This is a genomic window from Cereibacter sp. Soil_C_27, from assembly GCF_057657095.1.
The window spans coordinates 762,193-781,923 of sequence record NZ_JBDGJD010000002.1 but is presented as its reverse complement, the minus strand read 5'-3'; the positions used below and the strand labels follow the sequence as shown (position 1 = coordinate 781,923).

General features: G+C 68.7%; 20 protein-coding genes. 6 read left to right on the top strand and 14 right to left on the bottom strand.

All coding sequences use genetic code 11. The features are described 5' to 3' along the window. On the bottom strand, positions 1-561 hold the full coding sequence (gene ilvN / locus AC3A5Z_RS10815; RefSeq protein ID WP_136792439.1) for an acetolactate synthase small subunit: 561 nt from the start codon (positions 559-561) through the stop codon (positions 1-3). Between the two features lie 74 nt (positions 562-635). Beyond that, the gene (locus AC3A5Z_RS10810) at positions 636-2,402 is read right to left on the bottom strand and encodes an acetolactate synthase 3 large subunit (RefSeq protein WP_487519350.1); all 1,767 of its coding nucleotides are present in this window, start codon (positions 2,400-2,402) and stop codon (positions 636-638) included. A gap of 407 nt (positions 2,403-2,809) precedes the next feature. Between AC3A5Z_RS10810 and gstA the strand changes: the two genes are divergently transcribed. Then, positions 2,810-3,415, top strand: a complete 606-nt coding sequence (gene gstA / locus AC3A5Z_RS10805; protein ID WP_487519349.1) for a glutathione transferase GstA — start codon at positions 2,810-2,812, stop codon at positions 3,413-3,415. Between the two features lie 52 nt (positions 3,416-3,467). Here gstA and AC3A5Z_RS10800 read toward each other — a convergent pair whose 3' ends face one another. The 4 genes from AC3A5Z_RS10800 to AC3A5Z_RS10785 form a co-directional block, all read right to left on the bottom strand. Continuing rightward, on the bottom strand, positions 3,468-4,382 hold the full coding sequence (locus AC3A5Z_RS10800) for a calcium/sodium antiporter (RefSeq protein ID WP_487519348.1): 915 nt from the start codon (positions 4,380-4,382) through the stop codon (positions 3,468-3,470). A gap of 123 nt (positions 4,383-4,505) precedes the next feature. Then, entirely contained in the window at positions 4,506-5,354 is an 849-nt protein-coding gene (locus AC3A5Z_RS10795) for an arginyltransferase (protein ID WP_487519347.1), read from the bottom strand. Positions 5,355-5,455: 101 nt separating this feature from the next. Further along, positions 5,456-5,932, bottom strand: a complete 477-nt coding sequence (locus tag AC3A5Z_RS10790) for an RDD family protein (protein ID WP_487519346.1) — start codon at positions 5,930-5,932, stop codon at positions 5,456-5,458. Positions 5,933-6,031: 99 nt separating this feature from the next. Then, positions 6,032-6,457, bottom strand: coding sequence for a DUF2852 domain-containing protein (locus AC3A5Z_RS10785; RefSeq protein ID WP_487519345.1), 426 nt, complete (start codon positions 6,455-6,457; stop codon positions 6,032-6,034). A gap of 198 nt (positions 6,458-6,655) precedes the next feature. Between AC3A5Z_RS10785 and AC3A5Z_RS10780 the strand changes: the two genes are divergently transcribed. Both AC3A5Z_RS10780 and AC3A5Z_RS10775 read left to right on the top strand, forming a co-directional pair. Further along, complete coding sequence (locus tag AC3A5Z_RS10780) at positions 6,656-9,469, top strand: bifunctional [glutamine synthetase] adenylyltransferase/[glutamine synthetase]-adenylyl-L-tyrosine phosphorylase (RefSeq protein WP_487519344.1); 2,814 nt, start codon at positions 6,656-6,658, stop codon at positions 9,467-9,469. Then, the gene (locus AC3A5Z_RS10775; RefSeq protein WP_444665981.1) at positions 9,456-9,731 is read left to right on the top strand and encodes a hypothetical protein; all 276 of its coding nucleotides are present in this window, start codon (positions 9,456-9,458) and stop codon (positions 9,729-9,731) included. The genes AC3A5Z_RS10780 and AC3A5Z_RS10775 overlap by 14 nt, the downstream gene beginning before the upstream one ends. A 78-nt stretch (positions 9,732-9,809) precedes the next feature. On the opposite strand, the gene AC3A5Z_RS10770 is transcribed toward AC3A5Z_RS10775, so the two are convergent. Next, positions 9,810-10,451, bottom strand: a complete 642-nt coding sequence (locus AC3A5Z_RS10770; protein ID WP_111467365.1) for a bifunctional 4-hydroxy-2-oxoglutarate aldolase/2-dehydro-3-deoxy-phosphogluconate aldolase — start codon at positions 10,449-10,451, stop codon at positions 9,810-9,812. A gap of 242 nt (positions 10,452-10,693) precedes the next feature. Continuing rightward, positions 10,694-12,499 carry a phosphogluconate dehydratase gene (gene edd, locus AC3A5Z_RS10765; protein ID WP_107665043.1) on the bottom strand — a complete coding sequence of 602 codons (1,806 nt, stop codon included), beginning with the start codon at positions 12,497-12,499 and terminating at the stop codon, positions 10,694-10,696. A gap of 240 nt (positions 12,500-12,739) precedes the next feature. Between edd and AC3A5Z_RS10760 the strand changes: the two genes are divergently transcribed. The 3 genes from AC3A5Z_RS10760 (at position 12,740) to AC3A5Z_RS10750 (ending at position 14,753) form a co-directional block, all read left to right on the top strand. Beyond that, complete coding sequence (locus tag AC3A5Z_RS10760) at positions 12,740-12,910, top strand: RSP_7527 family protein (protein WP_170139623.1); 171 nt, start codon at positions 12,740-12,742, stop codon at positions 12,908-12,910. A gap of 113 nt (positions 12,911-13,023) precedes the next feature. Continuing rightward, the gene (locus AC3A5Z_RS10755) at positions 13,024-14,214 is read left to right on the top strand and encodes an RSP_2647 family RNA methyltransferase (protein ID WP_487519343.1); all 1,191 of its coding nucleotides are present in this window, start codon (positions 13,024-13,026) and stop codon (positions 14,212-14,214) included. Further along, positions 14,211-14,753, top strand: a complete 543-nt coding sequence (locus tag AC3A5Z_RS10750; protein ID WP_487519342.1) for an RSP_2648 family PIN domain-containing protein — start codon at positions 14,211-14,213, stop codon at positions 14,751-14,753. The genes AC3A5Z_RS10755 and AC3A5Z_RS10750 overlap by 4 nt, the downstream gene beginning before the upstream one ends. Here the strand turns inward: AC3A5Z_RS10750 and AC3A5Z_RS10745 are convergent. The 6 genes from AC3A5Z_RS10745 to AC3A5Z_RS10720 all read right to left on the bottom strand — a co-directional run bounded on the left by AC3A5Z_RS10745 (position 14,744) and on the right by AC3A5Z_RS10720 (position 19,682). Next, positions 14,744-15,430, bottom strand: coding sequence for a M48 family metallopeptidase (locus tag AC3A5Z_RS10745; protein WP_107665046.1), 687 nt, complete (start codon positions 15,428-15,430; stop codon positions 14,744-14,746). The two genes, AC3A5Z_RS10750 and AC3A5Z_RS10745, sit on opposite strands and share 10 nt — an antisense overlap. A gap of 80 nt (positions 15,431-15,510) precedes the next feature. Then, positions 15,511-16,695 carry a vWA domain-containing protein gene (locus AC3A5Z_RS10740; RefSeq protein WP_487519341.1) on the bottom strand — a complete coding sequence of 395 codons (1,185 nt, stop codon included), beginning with the start codon at positions 16,693-16,695 and terminating at the stop codon, positions 15,511-15,513. A gap of 5 nt (positions 16,696-16,700) precedes the next feature. Then, complete coding sequence (locus AC3A5Z_RS10735) at positions 16,701-16,865, bottom strand: hypothetical protein (protein ID WP_487519340.1); 165 nt, start codon at positions 16,863-16,865, stop codon at positions 16,701-16,703. 27 nt (positions 16,866-16,892) lie between these two features. Beyond that, a complete protein-coding gene (locus AC3A5Z_RS10730) occupies positions 16,893-18,251 on the bottom strand; it encodes a DUF2927 domain-containing protein (protein WP_487519339.1) in 1,359 nt (452 codons plus the stop codon). Further along, positions 18,251-18,715: an N-acetyltransferase family protein gene (locus tag AC3A5Z_RS10725; protein ID WP_487519338.1), complete on the bottom strand. Its 465-nt coding sequence runs from the start codon at positions 18,713-18,715 to the stop codon at positions 18,251-18,253. The genes AC3A5Z_RS10730 and AC3A5Z_RS10725 overlap by 1 nt, the downstream gene beginning before the upstream one ends. A gap of 127 nt (positions 18,716-18,842) precedes the next feature. After that, entirely contained in the window at positions 18,843-19,682 is an 840-nt protein-coding gene (locus tag AC3A5Z_RS10720; RefSeq protein ID WP_487519337.1) for an AAA family ATPase, read from the bottom strand. Positions 19,683-19,731: the final 49 nt, after the last annotated feature.

Genomic DNA, 19,731 nt, shown 5'->3' with positions numbered 1-19,731 from the left:
TCACAGCCCGCGGGCCAGCGCAGCCACCCCGGTCCGCGCCATCTCGCGCAGGCCTAGGGGGCGCATCAGGTCGGCCAGCGCGTCGATCTTCTCCGGCGTGCCGGTGATCTCGAAGACGAAGCTCTCCAGCGTCGAATCCACCACATTGGCGCGGAAGATCTCGGCCAGCCGCAGCGCCTCGATCCGCGCCTCGCCCTTGCCCGCCACCTTGAACAGCGCCAGTTCCCGCTGCACCGCCGGCCCGTCCACCGTCAGGTCATGCACCTCATGCACCGGCACCATCCGGCCAAGCTGCGCCTTGATCTGCTCGATCACCTGCGGCGTGCCGGTGGTCACCACGGTGATCCGGCTCAGGTGGCCGGCATGATCCACCTCGGCCACCGTCAGGCTCTCGATGTTGTAGCCCCGGCCCGAGAACAGCCCGATGACCCGGGCTAGAACCCCGCTCTCGTTGTCCACCAGCACCGCCAGCGTATGGGTCTCGATCACCTCGGCATAGGGATCGCGCAGGTCATAGGCCGAATGGCTGGTCGAACCCTGCTTGATGTTGAGCGGCGACATCGGCCCTCTCCTTCATTTTCTGTCGAAAAATATCCCACGGGGGTGCGGGGGTGTGAAACCCCCGCTCCGCGCTCTCACACCAGAACCGCGCCCTTGGCCCCGATCGCCCCCTGCGTATCCGCATCGCCCAGCAGCATCTCGTTATGCGGCCGCCCCGAGGGGATCATCGGGAAGCAGTTCTCGTGCTTCTCGACCAGACAGTCGAAGATCACCGGCCCGTCGTAGCGGATCATCTCCATGATCGCATCGTCGAGATCGGCGGGGTCGTCGCAGCGCAGGCCCTTGGCGCCGAAGGCCTCGGCCAGCTTCACGAAATCGGGCAGGCTCTCCGACCAGCTCTGCGAATAGCGCTCGCCGTGCAGGAGCTCCTGCCACTGCCGCACCATGCCCAGCCGCTCGTTGTTCAGGATGAACTGCTTCACCGGCAGGCGGAACTGGATGGCGGTGCCCATCTCCTGCATGTTCATCAGGAAGGAGGCGTCGCCCGCCACGTTGATCACCAGCGCCTCCGGATGCGCCACCTGCACCCCGATCGAGGCGGGCAGGCCGTAGCCCATGGTCCCGAGCCCGCCCGAGGTCATCCAGCGGTTCGGCCCCTCGAAGCCGAGGTATTGCGCCGCCCACATCTGGTGCTGGCCGACCTCGGTGCTGATGTAGCGGTCCATCCCCTTGGTCAGCGCTTCCAGCCGCTGCAGCGCATGTTGCGGCTTGATCAGCTTGGTGGAGTTCTTGAAGTCGAGGCAGTCGACCGCCTTCCACTCCGCGATCTGCTTCCACCAGACGGCCAGCGCCTCCTTGTTCACCTTGCGCCCGCGCGCCTTCCACAGCCGCAGCGCATCCTCCAGCACGTGACCGACGTCGCCGAGGATCGGCACATCGACCCGGATCACCTTGTTCAGCGAGGAGGCGTCGATGTCGATATGCACCTTCTTCGAGCCGGGCGAGAAATCCTTCACCCGCCCGGTGATCCGGTCGTCGAAGCGCGCGCCGACGTTGATCATCAGGTCGCAGCCATGCATCGCCAGATTGGCCTCGTAGAGCCCGTGCATCCCGAGCATGCCCAGCCAGCCCTTTCCGCTCGCCGGGTAGGCGCCCAGTCCCATCAGCGTCGAGGTGATCGGGAAGCCCGTGGCATCGACCAGCTCGCGCAGCAGCTGGCTCGCCGCGGGGCCCGAGTTGATCACCCCGCCGCCGGTGTAGAACACCGGGCGCTCGGCGGTCTCGATCATCTCGACCAGCTTGGTGATCTGCTCGATGTCGCCCTTCACCTTCGGCTGGTAATGCGACACCCGCGCCTTCTGCGGCCCGGTATAGGTCGCGGTGGCGAATTGCACGTCCTTCGGGATGTCGACCAGCACCGGCCCAGGCCGGCCGCTCATGGCGACGTGGAAGGCCTGATGGATCACCTCCGACAGCTTGGCCGTGTCCTTCACCAGCCAGTTGTGCTTGGTGCAGGGCCGGGTGATGCCGACGGTATCGGCCTCCTGAAAGCCGTCGGTGCCGATCATGAAGGTCGGCACCTGACCCGAGAGCACGACCAGCGGGATCGAATCCATCAGCGCATCGACGAGGCCGGTGACCGCGTTGGTCGCCCCCGGACCGGAAGTCACGATCACCACGCCCGGCTTGCCGGTGGAGCGGGCATAGCCCTCGGCCATGTGCACCGCGCCCTGTTCGTGCCGCACGAGGATGTGGCGGATGTCGTTCTGCTGGAAGATCTCGTCATAGATCGGCAGCACGGCGCCGCCCGGATAGCCGAATACGGTGTCCACGCCCTGATCCTTCAGGGCCTGAACCACCATCCGCGCGCCGCTTATCACATCGTTCATCGTTCTCTCCATCCGTTGCCGCCCCGCCGGCAGCCTGTCGCGCAACAAAAAGCCCCCGGGTTTCAATCGGGGGCGCATGGGAACCTGATGGTCAACCGTTACCGGCCCATGCGCGTCTGTCCTACAAGAATTACGACATCAGCCATCACTGGCCCTTTCCGTTGCGGTCGGGGGCGACACTAGGATGCGCCTCAGGGGGCGTCAATGGCGAAATCATGCAGAAAGTGTCGCGGCGGCTCACTTTGTCGCACATTTCTTTCGTGCATCGGCTGATCGTGGCAACTTCACGAAAACGAACAGCCGGTGTGAGCGGATGCAGGGGCAACGACTCGGCTCGGTGCTGGACGCAAGGCCCGGTCTGAGGGAAAGTTGCCCGCGCGGCGCCTGTATTCGCGCCAACCTTGATCCAAGGAATGTCCATGAAACTCTATTACTCTCCCGGCGTCTGCTCGATGGCGTCGCATATCGTCCTGCACCAGACCGGCAGCACCTTCGAGATCGAGAAGGTGGATCTCGGCACCAAGCAGACCGAGACCGGAACCGACTACCGGACGGTGAACCCCAAGGGTTCGGTCCCGGCGCTGGAGACCGCCGAGGGCATCCTGACCGAGGGCCCGGCGATCCTGCAATTCGTGGCCGACAAGGCCGGCGACACCACGCTGTCGCCGCCCGCCGGCACCATGGCGCGGGCGCGGATGCAGGAGGCGCTGAACTTCGTCGCTTCCGAGCTGCACACGGCCTATTCGCCGCTGTTCAATCCGGCGCTCGACGACGAGCGCCGCAGCGCGGCGCGCGGCGTGGTGGCGAAGAAGCTCGGCTGGATCGAGGGCCTTCTGGCCGATGGCCGCGACTTCCTGACCGGGAGCGCCTTCACCGTGGCCGATGCCTATGCCTTCGTGGTGGTGAACTGGTCCGGCATGGTCGGCGTCGATCTGACGGATTTCCCGAAGATCCGCGCCTTCGCCGCCCGCGTCCAGTCGCGCCCGGCAGTGCAGCAGGCGATGCAGGCCGAAGGTCTGGCCTGAAATGAAAGAGGCGGGCCGAAGCCCGCCTCATCCCCCGGCCCGTTTTACCGGCTCAGGCCATGAGCGACAGATAGCCGCCGTAGATCAGCAGCAGCACCGCTCCCGCCCAGCGGGGCACGCCGGACAGCGCCGCGGCCATCGCGACGAGTAGCACCGAGACGCCCATCACCCAAGGCATGTCCAGCGCGGCGAAGCGCGGCTCGACCTCGGTGATCGGCACGATCAGCGCCGTCAGGCCCAGGATGCCCAGCACGTTGAAGATGTTGGAGCCGATGATGTTGCCCACCGCGATCTCGGAATGCTTGCGCCAGGCCGCGATCAGCGAGGTGGCAAGCTCCGGCAGCGAGGTGCCGACGGCGACCACGGTCAGCCCGATCACCGCCTCGGAGATGCCGAAGGTCCGCGCGATCTGGGTGGAGCTGTCGACCAGCAGACGCGCGCCCACCATCAGCACCACCAGCCCGCCCAGCGTCATCAGTGCCGATTTCCACACCGGCGCCACCGGCGCCGCATCCGCCTCGGGCTCGACCCGGCCGGAGAGGAAGGACATAGCCAGGAAGGCGATCAGCCCGGCGAAGAGGATCGCGCCCTCGATGCGGCCCAGACTGCCGTTCAGCAGCATCACCCAGAGCAGCGCCGTCGCCCCCAGCATCACCGCCAGATCGCGCCAGCTCTGCCGCAGCGACATCACCACCGGCGAGACCAGCGCGGTCAGCCCGAGGATCAGCACGATGTTGGCGAGGTTGGAGCCGAGCACGTTGCCAATGGCAATCGCCGGCGCGCCCTGCACCGCGGCATTGAGCGAAACCAGCAGTTCCGGCGAGGAGGTGCCGAAGCCGACGATGGTCAGGCCGATCACCATCGGGCTGATCCGATAGGCCATCGCCACCCGGCTGGCCCCGCGGACCAGAAACTCGCCGCCGAAGAAGAGGCCCATGAGGCCGAGGATAAAGAGAAAATAAACCACGCCGTGCTCCCGTTGCTTGGCAGCGAGGTGGGTTCTGGATCGGTGATTGCAAGGGCGGGCCGCGAGAATATGCGGCATGTTGCCGCAGCGCCCGAAAACACCCGTCGTCAACCGCCCGGAGGCTCAGTCGCGCAGCAGTTTCGGGTCGGCGGGCCGCGCCTCGGGCAGGTTGATCCGGGCGACCTGTTCGGCGATGGGATCGACGCTCAGCGGATGCAGTTCCGCCCGGTGATCGGAGGGCGCGCCGATATCCTGCCAGCGCCCGCCCTTGTAGATCTCCAACGCGGAATAGCTGGCCTTGTAGCCCATCTTCCGGCTGCCCGGCACCCAGTAGCCGAGATAGACGTAGGGCAACCCCGCCTCGCGGGCGATCTCGATATGGTCGAGGATCAGATAGGTGCCGAGGCTGCGCATCGCGAGATCGGGGTCGTAGAAGGAATAGACCATGCTCAGCCCGTCATCGAAGATGTCGGTCAGGCAGACCGCGGTCAGCGGGCGCTGCCGCTCGGTCTCGGCGGGGCGGGAATATTCGATCACCCGGCTGCGGATCGGCGTTTCCTCGATCATCGCGGCGAATTCGAAGATATCCATGTCCGCCATCCCGCCATCGGCATGCCGGTCGTCGAGATAGCGCCGGAACAGCGCATATTGATCCTCGGTCGCCCAGGGGCTGGTGGCATTGCGGCGCAGGTCGGCGTTCTTCTTCTGCACCCGGCGCTGGGTCCGCGTCGGCTCGAAATCCGCGACGCGGATCCGGGCCGAGAGGCAGGCCGAGCATTCGGCGCAGGAGGGGCGGTAGAGCACGTTCTGCGAGCGGCGGAAGCCCTGTTTCGACAGCGTGTCGTTCAGCTTCTGCGCATGCTCGCCCTGCAGCGCGGTAAACAGCTTCCGCTCCAGCCGCCCGTCGAGATACGGGCAGGACTGGGGGGCCGTCACATAAAACTGCGGCGCAATGGGAAGTGTGTGGCGCATGACCGGATCTTGCCTGAACTGGCCGTTACGTTAGCAAGCCGATTGTCCGGCGCCAAGCGAGAGTTTTCGCGGATAAGCCGCAACTTCGGCGGCATTTGCGCTCAATAGCGGGAGGCGCGGTTCAGCGCCACCGTGCCAAGGACGTAGTCGGTCAGCCCTTGACCCCGCTCGGTTACCAGCATCAGCGCGACCGAGATCACCTGCGGCACCACAAACGCCACCGAAATGCTGTAGCCCAGCGTGTGCAGGAAGGCCTCGCCGAACTCCAGCGGACGCCCCTCGCGGTTGCGCAGCTCGATAGACATCAGCCGCATGCCGGGCGTGGCCGAGGACCGGCTGAGGCTGACCGTGCGGTAGCAGAAGCCGACGCAGAGGAACAGGAACGGCAGGAAGAACAGCGCCGTGAAGGCGGTGAAGGGCACGATGATCGCCGTGATCAGCGCGATCAGCACCATGTCGAAGATCCAGGCCAGCCCGCGCCGGAAGGGCACGCCGTCGTAGAACTCGGCATGCCGGACGGGATCGGGCAGGGGATCGACGCGGTCGGTGGTCCAGGTGTTCGGCGGGGTCTGGGTCATCTGAGGCTCCGGGCGGAAAGGGGGCGGCCCCCGGGGCCGCCCTGTGTCAGATGGCGACCCCCGGCCCTTGATGCAAGGTTCGGGGGCCGCCGGGAACGGTCAGGCGTCTTCGCGCTGGCTTTCCGGCGCGGCCGGCTTGTTGCGGGCGCGGTCGTCCATGAAGGCGTCGAACTCCGACTTGTCCTTGGCTTCGCGCAGGCGCTGCAGGAAGCTCTCGAAGGCCATCTGCTCTTCTTCCAGACGGCGCAGCGTTTCCGACTTGTAGGCGTCGAAGGCCGAATTGCCGCTGGAGTTCCAGGCGACCGAGCGGCTCATCGAGCGTTTGCTTTTGCAGGAACGGCTGAACATGCGTTTGCTCCAGATCATGTAGGCGAGAAGCGCCAGGCCGACCGGCCAGACGAAGATGAAGCCGAGCACCATGGCGGCGATCCAGGCGGGCTTGCCGCGCTCGTCGAGCCAGGCTTCGGCGCGGGCGGGCCAGGAGGTGATGCCGCCGATGCGGACGGAGGCAGGGGCAGGTATCATAGCAGCGGTCTCCCGTGTTGGATGGATGTGAAGCTCTTTCACATTACGCAATATGGGGAGGGCCGGGCCGCTCGCAAGAGGTGATGTTAAAGATCTTCACATTTTTCCGGTCGACAGGGCGGGGGCGTTTGCCGGGACAGGCAGCCGCACCCGCCGCTGCACATTGACCGCGGCACCGGCCCCCGCCATGGTGCGCCGATGACCGCGCCCTTCGCCAGCCGCCTGACCCGCTCGCCGCTCCCGCACGATCCGGCCCCCGCCGCCGAGATCGCCGCGCAGTTTTCCGATCTCGGACCGGAGCTTGCCGGGTTGCTCTCCGCCACCGCCGGATGCAGCCCCTTCCTGCGCGGGCTCATGCTGCGCGAGGCGGGCTGGCTGCGCCCGGCCCTGTCGCTCGCCCCGGAAACCGCGCTCTCCGACGTGCTGACCCCGCTCGGCGATCTGCCGCTGGCCGATCTCGGCGCCGGGCTGCGCATCGCCAAGCGCCGCGTGGCGCTCCTGACCGCGCTCGCCGATCTCGGCGGCGTCTGGCCCTTGGAGACGGTGACCGGCGCGCTCACGGCGCTCGCCGACCGCGCCACCGACCTCAGCCTCAAGCGGCTGGTGGCCGACGAGATCCGCCGCGGCAAGCTGCCGGGCGCCACGCCCGAAGATGCCGAGACCGCGGGCGGCATGGTGGCGCTGGCCATGGGCAAGATGGGCGCGGGTGAGCTGAACTACTCCTCCGACATCGACCTCGTGATCCTGTTCGACGAGACCCGCTACCCGGGTGCCGAGCAGGAGGCCCGCGCCGCGCTGATCCGCGTCACCCGCAAGATGACGGCGCTGCTGTCGGACCTCACCGGCGAGGGCTATGTCTTCCGCACCGACCTGCGGCTGCGCCCCGACGCGGCGGTGACGCCGGTCTGCCTGTCGATGGCGGCGGCGGAAAGCTATTACGAAAGCGTCGGCCGCACCTGGGAGCGCGCCGCCTATATCAAGGCCCGGCCCTGCGCCGGCGATCTCGCGGCGGGGGAGAAGTTTCTCAAGACCCTCACCCCCTTCGTCTGGCGCAAGCACCTCGATTTTGCCGCCATTCAGGACGCGCATGACATGCGCCTGCGCATCCGCGACCACCGCCGACTGCACGGCCCGGTCGTGCTCGAAGGCCACAACATGAAGCTCGGCGTCGGCGGCATCCGCGAGATCGAGTTCTTCACCCAGACCCGCCAGCTGATCGCCGGGGGCCGCGACCCCAGCCTGCGCGACCGCACGACCGTCGGCGGGCTGCGCGCGCTCTCCGCCGCGGGCTGGCTGCCGGGCGAGGTGGCCGAGGATCTGATCGCCCACTACCGCGCCCACCGCGAGGTCGAGCACCGGCTGCAGATGGTGAACGACGCCCAGACCCATGACCTGCCGGTGACGCCCGAGGGCGTGGACCGCATCGCCCATTTCATGGGCGAGCCGCCCGAGAGCTTCCGCGCGGCGCTGCGCACCCGGCTCCTGCGGGTGGAGGAGCTGACCGAGGGCTTCTTCGCGCCCGGCGAGGCCGAGGACGGGCCGGAGCTGTCGGAGACGGCGCGCGGTATCGTCGATGGCTGGAGCCATTACCCCGCGCTGCGCTCCGACCGCGCGGTGTCGATCTTCACCCGGCTGCGCCCGATGATCCTGAAAAGCCTGCGCCGCGCCGGCAATCCCGACGAGGCGCTGGTGGCCTTCGACGGCTTCCTCGCCGGGCTTCCGGCCGGGGTGCAGATCTTCGCGCTCTTCGACGCCAACCCCTCGCTGGTCGATCTGATCGTCGACATCGCCGCCACCTCGCCGATGCTGGCGCGCTATCTCGCGCGCAACGCGGGCGTGCTCGACGCGGTGATCGGCGGCAGCTTCTTCGCCCCCTGGCCCGGCACGGCAGCGCTGACGGCGGAACTGCGCCAGCAGCTCGGCGATCTGCCGGATTACGAGCGCAAGCTCGACACCGCGCGGCGCTGGATGAAGGAATGGCATTTCCGCGTCGGCGTGCATCATTTGCGCGGGCTGATCGACGCCTTCGAGGCGGGCAAGCTCTACGCCGATCTGGCCGAGGCGGTGGTCGCGGGCATCTGGCCCGCCGTCAGCGCCGAATTCACCCGCAAGCACGGCCCGGCGCCGGGGCGCGGCGCGGTGGTGCTGGGGATGGGCAGCCTCGGGGCGGGGCGGCTCAACGCGGGCTCCGACCTCGACCTGATCGTGATCCACGACGCGCAGGGGCAGGAGCAGAGCGAGGGGCCGCGCCCCTTGGCGGCCCGGCCCTATTTCGCGCGGCTGACGCAGGCGCTGGTCACGGCGCTGACCGCGCCGATGGCCGAAGGCCGGCTCTACGAGGTCGACATGCGGCTGCGCCCCTCCGGGCGGCAGGGGCCGGTGGCGACGGCGCTCTCCTCCTTCCGCAGCTACCAGCTGGAAGAGGCCTGGACCTGGGAGCATCTGGCCCTGACCCGCGCCCGGCCGCTCGCGGGCGATGCGAGCCTCGCCGCCGAGGTCGAGGCCTTCCGCCGCGAGGTGCTGGCGGTGAAGGGGCAGGGCCCGAAGGTTCGCTCCGACGTGGCCGAGATGCGCGCCCGGCTGCAGGCGGCGAAACCGGCGACCGCGCCCTGGGATGCCAAGAACGGGCCCGGGCGGCTGATGGATGTGGAGCTTCTGGCCGAAACCTGCGCCCTGCGCGCCGGCGATCCGGCGCGGCGGGTGGAGCAGCAGCTGCGCGCTGGCGTGAAAGGCGGGCAACTGTCGCAATCGGACGAGACGGTGCTGCTCGAAGCCTACAGGCTCTGCTGGCGACTGCAGGCGGGGACCCGCCTGCTGACCGATGGCGCGCTCGACCCCGACCGGCTGGGCGAGGGCGGCTGCGCCTTTCTTCTGCGCGAGCTGGAGGAGGCCTCGCCCGGGGCGCTGACGGCGCGGCTCGGACGGGTGGTGGAGGCGGCGGCGGCACGGGTGACCGCGCTGCTCGGGACGGGAGACGATGGAAATGGGGAGACGGGCCGTGCGGCTGACTGAGGCGGACCCGAAAGGGCTGGTGCGCGAGAGCTACGCGATCGAGGGCATCACGCCCGGCGAATGCCGCTCGATCTTCATGGACTGGGCGCTGAGCCTGCCGGTCGGGCTCTCGACCCCCGACGCGCTGCGCGCACTGATCGCGCATTACGCGCTGGACCTGCCGGACCATCCGATGAGCCAGGTGCTCTCCGACGCGCTCACCGCCCCCGAGCAACCCCGCCGCCGCGGCGGCCGCGCCGCACGGGTGCCCGGCCAGGCCTGAGGCTGGCGGGACGCCCGGGAGTCGCCCCACGCTCACCCGCCGCAAGGGCGGGATCGCGCGGGGCGTCTGGCGCCCGGATCAGCCGTTCAGCGCGGCGGCTTCGCGCGCGAGGGCGGTGATGCCTTCCCAGTCGCCGGCCTGCATCATCGCTTTCGGCGCGACCCAGCTGCCGCCGACGCAGACGGTGTTCGACAGCGAGAGATAGTCGCGCGCATTGTTCAGCCCGATCCCGCCGGTCGGGCAGAAGCTGACCTGCGGCAAGGGCGCGCCGATCGCTTTCAGCGCCGGGGCGCCGCCCGAGGCCTCGGCGGGGAAGAACTTCTGCACGGTATAGCCGCGCTCCAGCAGCGCCATCACCTCCGACGCGGTCGCGGCGCCGGGCAGGAGCGCCAGCCCCTCGTCCTCGCAGGCGTCGAGCAGCCGGTCGGTCGCCCCCGGCGAGACGCCGAACTTTGCCCCCGCCGCCAGCGCCGCCCGCACATCGGCGGGGGTCAGCAGCGTGCCGGCGCCGACGATGCCGCCCGGCACCTCGGACATGATGCGGATCGCTTCCAGCGCGATCGGCGTGCGCAGCGTCACCTCCAGCGCGGGCAGGCCACCGGCCACCAGCGCCTCGGCCAGCGGGCGGGCATGGGCCAGATCGTCGAGCACCAGCACGGGGACGACGGGGGCGCGGCGGCAGATCTCCAGCGCGGCGCGGCTTTGTTCGGCGGGGGTCATGGGCAGTCCTTTCGACGGAGCGCGTGTGGGAAGGGCAGGAGCCTCCGGCGGGGATATTTAAGCGAAGATGAGAGGGGAGGGAAAGGGCGTGTCCTGCCTCGGGCGGCAGAGGGGCCGGAGAGGCAGGACAGCCTCACCTTCGACGGTCATCGGCGTCCCCGCCTGTACCGCCCCCTCTCCCTACGCCCCGACCTCTTTCATCCTGGTTAAGAATATCCGCGCCAAAGGCCGAAATTTTGTCTTCAGACGACGACCGCCGCGCCCTCGGTCGAGGTGCCGACCGTCAGGCGGAAGGCCTCGAAGAGCTCGCGGCCGATGCCGTGGCGGTTGGCCGAAAGATCGGCCTCGACCGGCGTGCGGTCGTCGAAATCCGCGGCCAGCACCTCGAGCCGACCGCTGACCGCATCGACGCGCAGCAGATCGCCGTCGCGCAGCCGAGCGAGCGGGCCACCCATCGCCGCTTCGGGTGCCACATGGATCGCGGCGGGCACCTTGCCCGAGGCGCCCGACATCCGCCCGTCGGTGACCAGCGCCACCTTCAGCCCGCGGTCCTGCAGCACCGAGAGCGTCGGCGTCAGCGAATGCAGCTCCGGCATGCCATTGGCGCGCGGCCCCTGGAAGCGCACGACCACCACCGTGTCGGAGGTGAACTCCCCGGCGCGGAACGCCTGTTTCACCGATTCCTGATCGTGGAAGATGCGGCAGGGCGCCTCGATCACATGCCGGTCGCTGGCCACGGCCGAGACCTTCATCACCCCGCGGCCGAGATTGCCCGAGAGCTGCTTCAGCCCGCCGGTCGGCTGGAACGGATCGGCGGCGGGGCGCAGGATGCGGTCGTTCAGCGTCTCGCCGGCGCCGGGCTGCCACTGGATCGCGCCATCCACCAGCTTCGGCTCCTGCCGATACATCTCCAGCCCGTCGCCGAGGATGGTCTTGGCGTCGCCATGCAAGAGCCCCGCATCGAGCAGCTGGCCGATCATGAAGCCCAGGCCCCCCGCGGCGTGGAAATGGTTCACATCGGCCAGACCGTTCGGATAGACCTTGGCCATCAAGGGCACCACGTCGGAGAGATCGGCGAAATCCTCCAGATCGAGGATCACCCCCGCCGCCCGCGCCATCGCCGGCAGGTGCAAGACGAGGTTGGTCGAGCCGCCCGTCGCCATCAGCCCGACCAGCCCGTTGACGAAGGCCCGCTCGTCGAGGATCTCGGACACCGGGCGGAAATCGTTGCCGAGCGCGGTGATCGAGGCTGCGCGTTCCACCGCCGCCACCGTCAGCGCCTCGCGCAGCGGCGAGCCGGGGTTGACGAAGCTGGCGCCGGGCAGGTGCAGGCCCATGAACTCCATCAGCATCTGGTTGGTGTTGGCCGTGCCGTAGAAGGTGCAGGTGCCCGGGCCGTGATAGCTCGCCATTTCGGCGGCCATCAGCGCGTCGCGCCCGACCTCGCCGGTGGCGAACTGGTTGCGGACGCGGGATTTCTCGTCATTGGGCAGGCCCGAGGTCATCGGCCCCGCCGGAACGAAGACCGCCGGCACATGGCCGAAGGTCGCCGCCGCGATCACCAGACCCGGCACGATCTTGTCGCAGATGCCGAGATACATCGCGGCGTCAAACGTGTTGTGGCTCAGCGCCACGCCTGCCGCCAGCGCGATCACGTCGCGCGAGAAGAGCGACAGCTCCATCCCCGGCTGGCCTTGGGTGACGCCGTCGCACATCGCCGGCACGCCGCCCGCCACCTGCGCCGTGGCGCCGACGCGGCGCGCGGCCTCGCGGATCTTCTGCGGATAGGTCTCGTAGGGCTGATGCGCCGAGAGCATGTCGTTATAGGCGGTGACGATGCCGATGTTCGGGCTCTTGCCCTCGGCCAGCGCTGGCTTGTCCTGATCCATCGCCGCATAGGCATGGGCCTGGTTGCCGCAGGTGAGATGGCCGCGCGCCGGGCCGGCCTGCGCCGCCTGCCGCATCCGCTCGAGATAGCCGTCGCGCGTCGGGCGCGAGCGGGCGCGGATACGGTCGGTGACGCGGTCGATGGTGCTGTTCAGGGTCATGGGTGCCTCTGGCGAAAGCTGGGGAGCATCGGGGCAGGCGCATGCCGCCCCGCGGTCTCGCTGCGTATGTTAGCGGTAACAGCCGCAGATGGAAAGGGTAGGCGGCGGATGATTAGGTCAGCATTGTTGCCGTAGCCTTGCGCGGGGCGCATGGCGGGGTTTCCGTCAGCCCCCCTGATGCCGCAGTGATTTTTCCGCTATCTACCGCTGCAGGGAGGGCATGACCATAGGAGTGGACCCATGACCCAAGTGACTCAATTTAGTGCGATGCCGTCGTCTGTCGATGTTGCCGCGATCGAACGCGAAGCGCGCCGTCTGCGGGCCGAGATGGTCCGCACCGTGGCCGGGCAGTTCGCCGCCTACCTGCGTCGGCGCTTCGCCCGCCAGCCGGGCAAGGTGCAGGCCGCCTGAGCGGCCAACCGGACAGGCCGCTCATGCGGCCAACCCTGCCGAGGCTTTCCACGCCGGGCGGAACCAAGTAGAGGGAGGGCATGACGCCCTCCCTTATTCATGAGCCCCGCCCGATGACCTATCCCGCCGTCCGCCTGAAACCCAAGGCCGAGGCCCGCGCCATCCGGCACGGTTTCCCTTGGGTCTATGCCGACGAGCTGGTGACCGACCGCCGCACGCAGGCGCTGGCCCCGGGCGCGCTCGCCGTGCTGGAAGACGACCTGCGCCGCCCGCTCGGGCTGGTGACGGTGAACACCGCCTCCAAGATCATCGCCCGGATGCTCGACCGCGACCCCGAGGCGGTGATCGACGAGGCCTGGTTCGCCGCCCGTCTGACCCGTGCGCTGGCGATGCGCGAGCGGCTATTCTCCGCCCCCTTCTACCGCCTGATCCATGCCGAGGCCGATGGCCTGCCCGGCGTGGTGATCGACCGCTTCGGCGACACCGCGGTGATCCAGCCCAACGCCGCCTGGGCCGAGGCGCATCTCGACGCGCTGGTGGCGGCGCTGGTCGCCGTCACGGGCGTGACCAATGTCGTGAAGAACGGCACGGGCCGGGCGCGCGGGCTCGAGGGGCTGACGGAGGAGACGGTGATCCTCACCGGCGCCGTCGATGCGCCGATCCCGGTGCCGATGAACGGCGCCACCTACATGGCCGATCTGATGGGCGGGCAGAAGACCGGCCTGTTCTTCGACCAGCGCCCGAACCACGCCTTCGCCGCCGCGCTGGCCAAGGAGGCCCGCGTGCTCGACATGTTCACCCATGTCGGCGGCTTCGCCCTTGCGGCGCTGGCCAATGGCGCGGTCTCGGCGGTCGGCGTCGATGCCTCCGCCCCGGCTCTGGCTCTGGCGGAAGAGGGGGCCAAGGCTTCCGGTCTCGCCGAGCGCTTCTCCACCCGGCAGGGCGATGCCTTCGCCGTGCTGGAAGCGCTGGGGACCGAACAGGCGCAGTTCGAGCTGGTGATCTGCGACCCGCCCGCCTTCGCCCCGAACAAGCCCGCACTGGAGGCCGGCCTGCGCGCCTACGAGCGTCTCGCGCGCCTTGCGGCCCCCTTGGTCGCGCCCGGCGGCTATCTCGTGCTCTGCTCCTGCTCGCATGCGGCCGACCTCTCCGCCTTCCGGAACGCCTCAGCCCGCGGCATCGGGCGCGGCGGGCGGCGGGCGCAGCTCCTGCACACCGGCTTCGCCGGGCCGGACCATCCGGCGCTGCTGCAACTGGCGGAATCGGCCTATCTCAAGGCGCTGTTCTTCCGGCTCGACGGGTGAGGCTCGTCCTCGACGCCTGCGTGCTCTACCCGACCGTGCTGCGCGAGATCCTGATCGGCGCGGCGCGGGCAGGGCTCTACACCCCGCTCTGGTCCGAACGCATCCTCGAGGAATGGGCCCGCGCCACCCGCAAGCTCGGCCCCTTGGCCGAGATCGAGGCGCGCGGCGCCATCGCCCTTCTGCGCGACGGCTTCCCGCAGGCGGTGGTGCATCCCAAGGCGGGGCTCGAATCCCGCCTGCACCTGCCCGACGAGAACGACATCCACGTGCTCGCCACCGCCATCGCCGGCAGCGCCGATGCCATCCTCACCTTCAATTCCGCCGATTTCCCGCGCCACAGCCTCGCCGCCGAAGGGCTGGAACGCCGCGAACCCGACGGCTTCCTCTGGGAGCTCTGGTCCTTCCACCCCGAAGCGGTCAGCGCCATCGTCACCGCCGTCCATGCCGAGGCCGAGCGCATCGCGGATCAGCCGATGTCGCTCAAGGCGCTCCTGAAACGCGCCAAACTGCCGCGTCTCGCCAAGGCGCTTCAGGCCTGATCCCAGCGCGCCTCCCGCGCCTCGATCGCCCTGATCCGCTCCTCGGTCTTCGGGTGGCTCAACAGCCACGCCGGCGCCGCGGCGCCATTCGCCCCGGTCAGCGCATTCAGCTTGCGGAACAGCGACTTCTGCGGCGCCGTTCCGATCCCCGCCTTCACCAGCAGCGCCGAGGCATAGGCATCCGCCTCATGCTCGTCGCGCCGCGACAGATGCGCGGCCAGCGTCCGGGTGATGAGCGAGGCGATCATCGGCCCCAGCCCCGGCAGGAAGCGGTTCAACACGGCCGACAGCATCATCACCCCGGCATTCTGCCCGGTGAAATCGATCATCCGCCGCCGCGCATGGCCCAAGGCCACATGCCCCAGCTCATGCGCGATCACGCTGGCCAGCTCCGCCGCCGTGACCTCGCCCGCCTTGTATTTCCGCAGGAAGCCCCGCGTCAGGAAGATCCGCCCATCCGGCGAAGCAAGCCCGTTCACCGGATCGACATCGAAGACCCGCACCGGGATGCCGGGAATATCCAGCGCCCGCGCCATGCGCGAGGCCAGCGCATTGATCTCGGGCTCGTCCAGCGGGCGCGATTTCTCGTCCAGCATCCGCTTGGTGCGCCAGGCCGAGAAATGATACATCGCAAGGCCGTAGCCGATGGCGAGCAGAAGGGGGAGAAACTTGAGCATGCTGCCAATATGGGCCGTCGCCGCTCAAAGCAAAAGCAGCAATGCGTGATCTCGGCCCTGCAATCTCAACGCCCCAAATCTCAGCGCCCCAGCGCCGCGACGCCGCGGGTGATGCCCTCCAGCGTCATCGGCACCATCTGCCCCTCGAAGATCTCGCGGATCATGCCGATGGTCGGCGTATAGCCCCACTGCGGCTCCGGCACCGGGTTGATCCAGAGCGAATGCGGCCATTGCGCCCGCGCCCGCCGCAGCCAGACCTCGCCCGCTTCGGAATTCCAGTGCTCGTTTGCCCCGCCCGGATGCAGCACCTCATAGGGGCTCATCGAGGCGTCGCCGACGAAGATGCACTTGTACTCCGCCCCATAGGTCCGCAGCACCTCCGCCGTCGCCGTCTGCGCATCCCAGCGCCGGGCGTTGTCGCGCCAGACGCCCTCATAGAGGCAGTTGTGAAAATAGAACGGGATCAGGTGCTTGAACTCCGATCTTGCGGCAGAGAACAGCTCCTCCATCACCCGCACATGCGGATCCATCGAGCCGCCGATGTCGAGGAACAACAGCACCTTCACCGCATTGCGCCGCTCCGGCCGGGTCTGCACGTCGAGCCAGCCGTGCTCCGCCGTCGCGCGGATCGTGCCCTCCAGATCCAGCTCCTCCGCGGCCCCGTCGCGCGCCCATTTCCGCAGCCGCCGCAGCGCCACCTTGATGTTGCGCGTCCCGAGCTCCACCTGATCGTCCAAATTGCGGAACTCGCGCTTGTCCCAGACCTTCACCGCCCGGCGATGGCGGCTGTCCTCCTGCCCGATGCGCACGCCTTCGGGGTTGTAGCCATAGGCGCCGAAGGGCGAGGTGCCCGCCGTGCCGATCCACTTGCTGCCGCCCTGATGCCGGCCCTTCTGCTCCTCCAGCCGCTGCCGCAGCGTCTCCATCAGCTTGTCGAACCCGCCGAGCGCCTCGATCGCCGCGCGCTCCTCGGGCGAGAGGTGCTTTTCCGCCAGCTTCTCCAGCCAGTCGCGCGGCAGATCGACCGCCGCCAGCACCTCGTCTGAAGAGATCCGCTCAAGCCCTTGGAAGGCCTCGGCAAAGGCGCGGTCGAAGCGGTCGATGTGCCGCTCGTCCTTCACCATCGCCGTGCGGGCAAGGTAGTAGAAGCTCTCGACGTCATAGGTGGCGAGACCCGCCGCCATCCCCTCCAGAAACGCCAGATACTCCCGAAGGGAGACCGGAACGCCGACCCGGCGCAGCGTCTCGAAGAAGGGCAGGAACACCGGGCTCAGGCCATGTTTTCGATGAAGATCGTCAGGAACAGGCCGAGGAGCGCGAAGGCGATGCCGTATCCGGCGGCATATTGCAGCTGGTCCAACCCCTTGCCGCCATGTTTGCGCGCCTGATACGCGCCGATGATGATGCCCAGAACGGCTCCGGCCACTACGATCATTCCGCCTCCTCTGCGGACGATGCCGCCTCAGCCCCTGTTGACCGGAGGCGTCAGCACGGCGATCTCGGACAGTCGCGCGCGCACCTCGGCATCCGGGCCGAAGCCATAGCGCGCCCAGCCCAGACTGTCGAGCCGTGCCGCCCGCGCCTCCACCGGCCGCCCCATCAGCCCGAGGACCTCCGACCGGATCATCAGCAGCGTCGCCAGCAGCGCCGCATTCTCGGCCGCACGGACCACCGGGATCGCCCGGTCGCAGAGCTCCATCGCCTCGGGCAGCTGCCCTGAAGACAGCGCGAAAGCCGCCATCTGCATGTCGATATGCGCGGCATGGATCTCGCCTTCCGGCAGGCCGCGATAGATCCGCGCCGCCTCGGTAAAGCCGATCACCGCCTGCTCGACCTCGGAAGCGAGGCTGAGCCGCGCCAGCGCGAAGTAGCTGAAGGCCAGACGGCTGTCGCGCCAGCCTTCTTCCCGCGCGATCCCGAGCGCCTGCGCCGCCGCCTCCCGCCGCCGGTTGCCCGACCCGCTCGGCCCCAGCGCCACCTCGACCGCATCGATCCAGGGCCGCGGCGTGGGCAGGGGCGGCGCCACGCCGCCGCGCCCGCCGCCCGGGTTCAGCCGGGCGAGGATGCCGGGCAGGGCGCGCGCCACCTCCTCCCGCGTCATCCCCGAGCGGAGCTCGGGCGCATAATAGGTCCGCAGGATCAGCATGTCGAAGCCGGTCAGCACCGTGTGGAAATTGTCGTCGTTGAACACCGAATCCGACAGCCGGTAGAGGTCGTTCAACGGCCCCAGCGCCTGCGCCAGCTCCTCGTGCAGGCAATCGCGCACTTCCTGCGGGCTGGTGTCGGACGGCACGAAGATCGCCACCCGCTCGCGCCTGGTCAGCGTCGTCCAGTCCACCAGCGCCTTGCGCCGCGACGCACGGTATTCGGCGAAGGACGAGACCCGCGGCACCACGAAACAGGCCGCCATCGGCACCAGCCCCTGCATCGTGCCCCGCGGCACGAATTCGATCGTCACCGCCGCCGGCCCCTCGACCCGCCTGAGGTCGATCCCCGCCTCGGCCCGCAGCCGCGCCTCGAGCCGGGCCAGATCCGCCGCCGCCGTGGCAGGCACCACCCCGGTCAGCGCCAGCGTCACCGGCTCCTCGAAGCGCGTCAGCACCGGCACCGGCCGTCCGCTCTCCATGGCGAAGGCCAGGTCGAGGAAGTCCCGCGCGATCTCGGCGTTGCTGCGCCGCGTCGAGGGCATCCGCGCGGTGGCAAAGCTCTTCATCCGCGGCAGCGGATCGACCACCAGCGTCGGCGGCGCGCTCTTGCTGACAAGGCTCTCGCCGGAACAGGCGGCGAGCAGGAGGCTCAGGGCGAGGGTCGCGGCGCGCATCAGAGCGGCCTCATGTAGCGCACGAAGGGCGATTTCACCGCCACCTTGTCGTAGAGCGTCCGCGCCGGGTAATTGTCCTCCGCCGTCAGCCACCAGACCCCGGGCGAGCCCTCGGCATCGGCGGCGGCATAGACCGCGCCGATCAGCGCCCGCGCCACGCCCTGACCGCGGGCGGCGGGCGTGGTGAAGAGATCCTGCAGATAGCAGATGTTCTCGATCTTCCAGCAGCTTCGGTGGAAAAGGTAATGCGCGATGCCAACCGCCTCGCCCTCCTTCTCCGCGATCAGCCCGTGGAACTCCCGCGCCTCGCCCGAGGTGAGCCGGGCGAAGGTGCTGGCAAAGACAGCCTCCGGCAGCCGGGTCTTGTAGAAGGCGAGATAGGCCGTCCACAGCGGACGCCACGCCGCCTCGTCGGCCTTGGCCAGCGGACGGATCGTCAGGGCATAGGCGTCGGTCTTGCTCACGGGATGGCCTTCCTCATGCGTCCCCCCATGTCAGGCGCTGCGGCGCATCCTGTCAATCCCACCGGGCGGGCCCATGCATGCACCGCCCGCCGCAAGCGCCGCAAAATCCGTCGAAGGATCTTGCCGCCTAGCGCTGCCCACGCGCCATGAAGGCCAGCCGTTCGAACAGATGCACATCCTGCTCGTTCTTCAGCAATGCCCCGTGCAGCTTCGGCAGCGCCGATTTCCCGTCGCGCCGCAGGTCTTCCGGCCCCAGATCCTCGGCCAGCAGCAGCTTCAGCCAGTCCAGCACCTCCGAGGTCGAGGGCTTCTTCTTCAGCCCCGGCGTCTCGCGCAGCTCGTAGAACTGGGTGAGGGCGGTGGTCAGCAACGCCTCCTTGATGCCGGGAAAGTGAACGCCGACGATGGCGCGCATCGTCTCGGCATCGGGAAAGCGGATGTAGTGGAAGAAGCAGCGGCGCAGGAAGGCGTCGGGCAGCTCCTTCTCGTTGTTCGAGGTGATGATGACGACCGGGCGATGCCGCGCCTGCACGGTCTCGCCGGTCTCGTAGACATGGAACTCCATCCGGTCGAGCTCCTGCAACAGGTCGTTCGGAAACTCGATATCGGCCTTGTCGATCTCGTCGATCAGCAGGACCACCCGCTCCGTCGCCTCGAAAGCCTGCCAGAGCTTGCCCTTGCGGATGTAGTTGCGCACGTCATGCACCCGCGCCTCGCCCAGCTGGCTGTCGCGCAACCGGCTGACGGCATCGTATTCGTAAAGCCCCTGTTGCGCCTTGGTGGTGGATTTCACATGCCACTCGATCAGCGGCATCTCCAGCGCCCGCGACACCTGCCGCGCGAGCTCGGTCTTGCCGGTGCCGGGCTCGCCCTTGACCAGCAGCGGGCGCTGCAGCGTCACGGCGGCGTTCACGGCCACCGTGAGATCCTGCGTGGCGACATAGGAGGCGGTCGAGGAAAATTTCATTTACGCCACGTCATGTTGGGTCGGCTGCGGCGGCGACGATACCACAGGT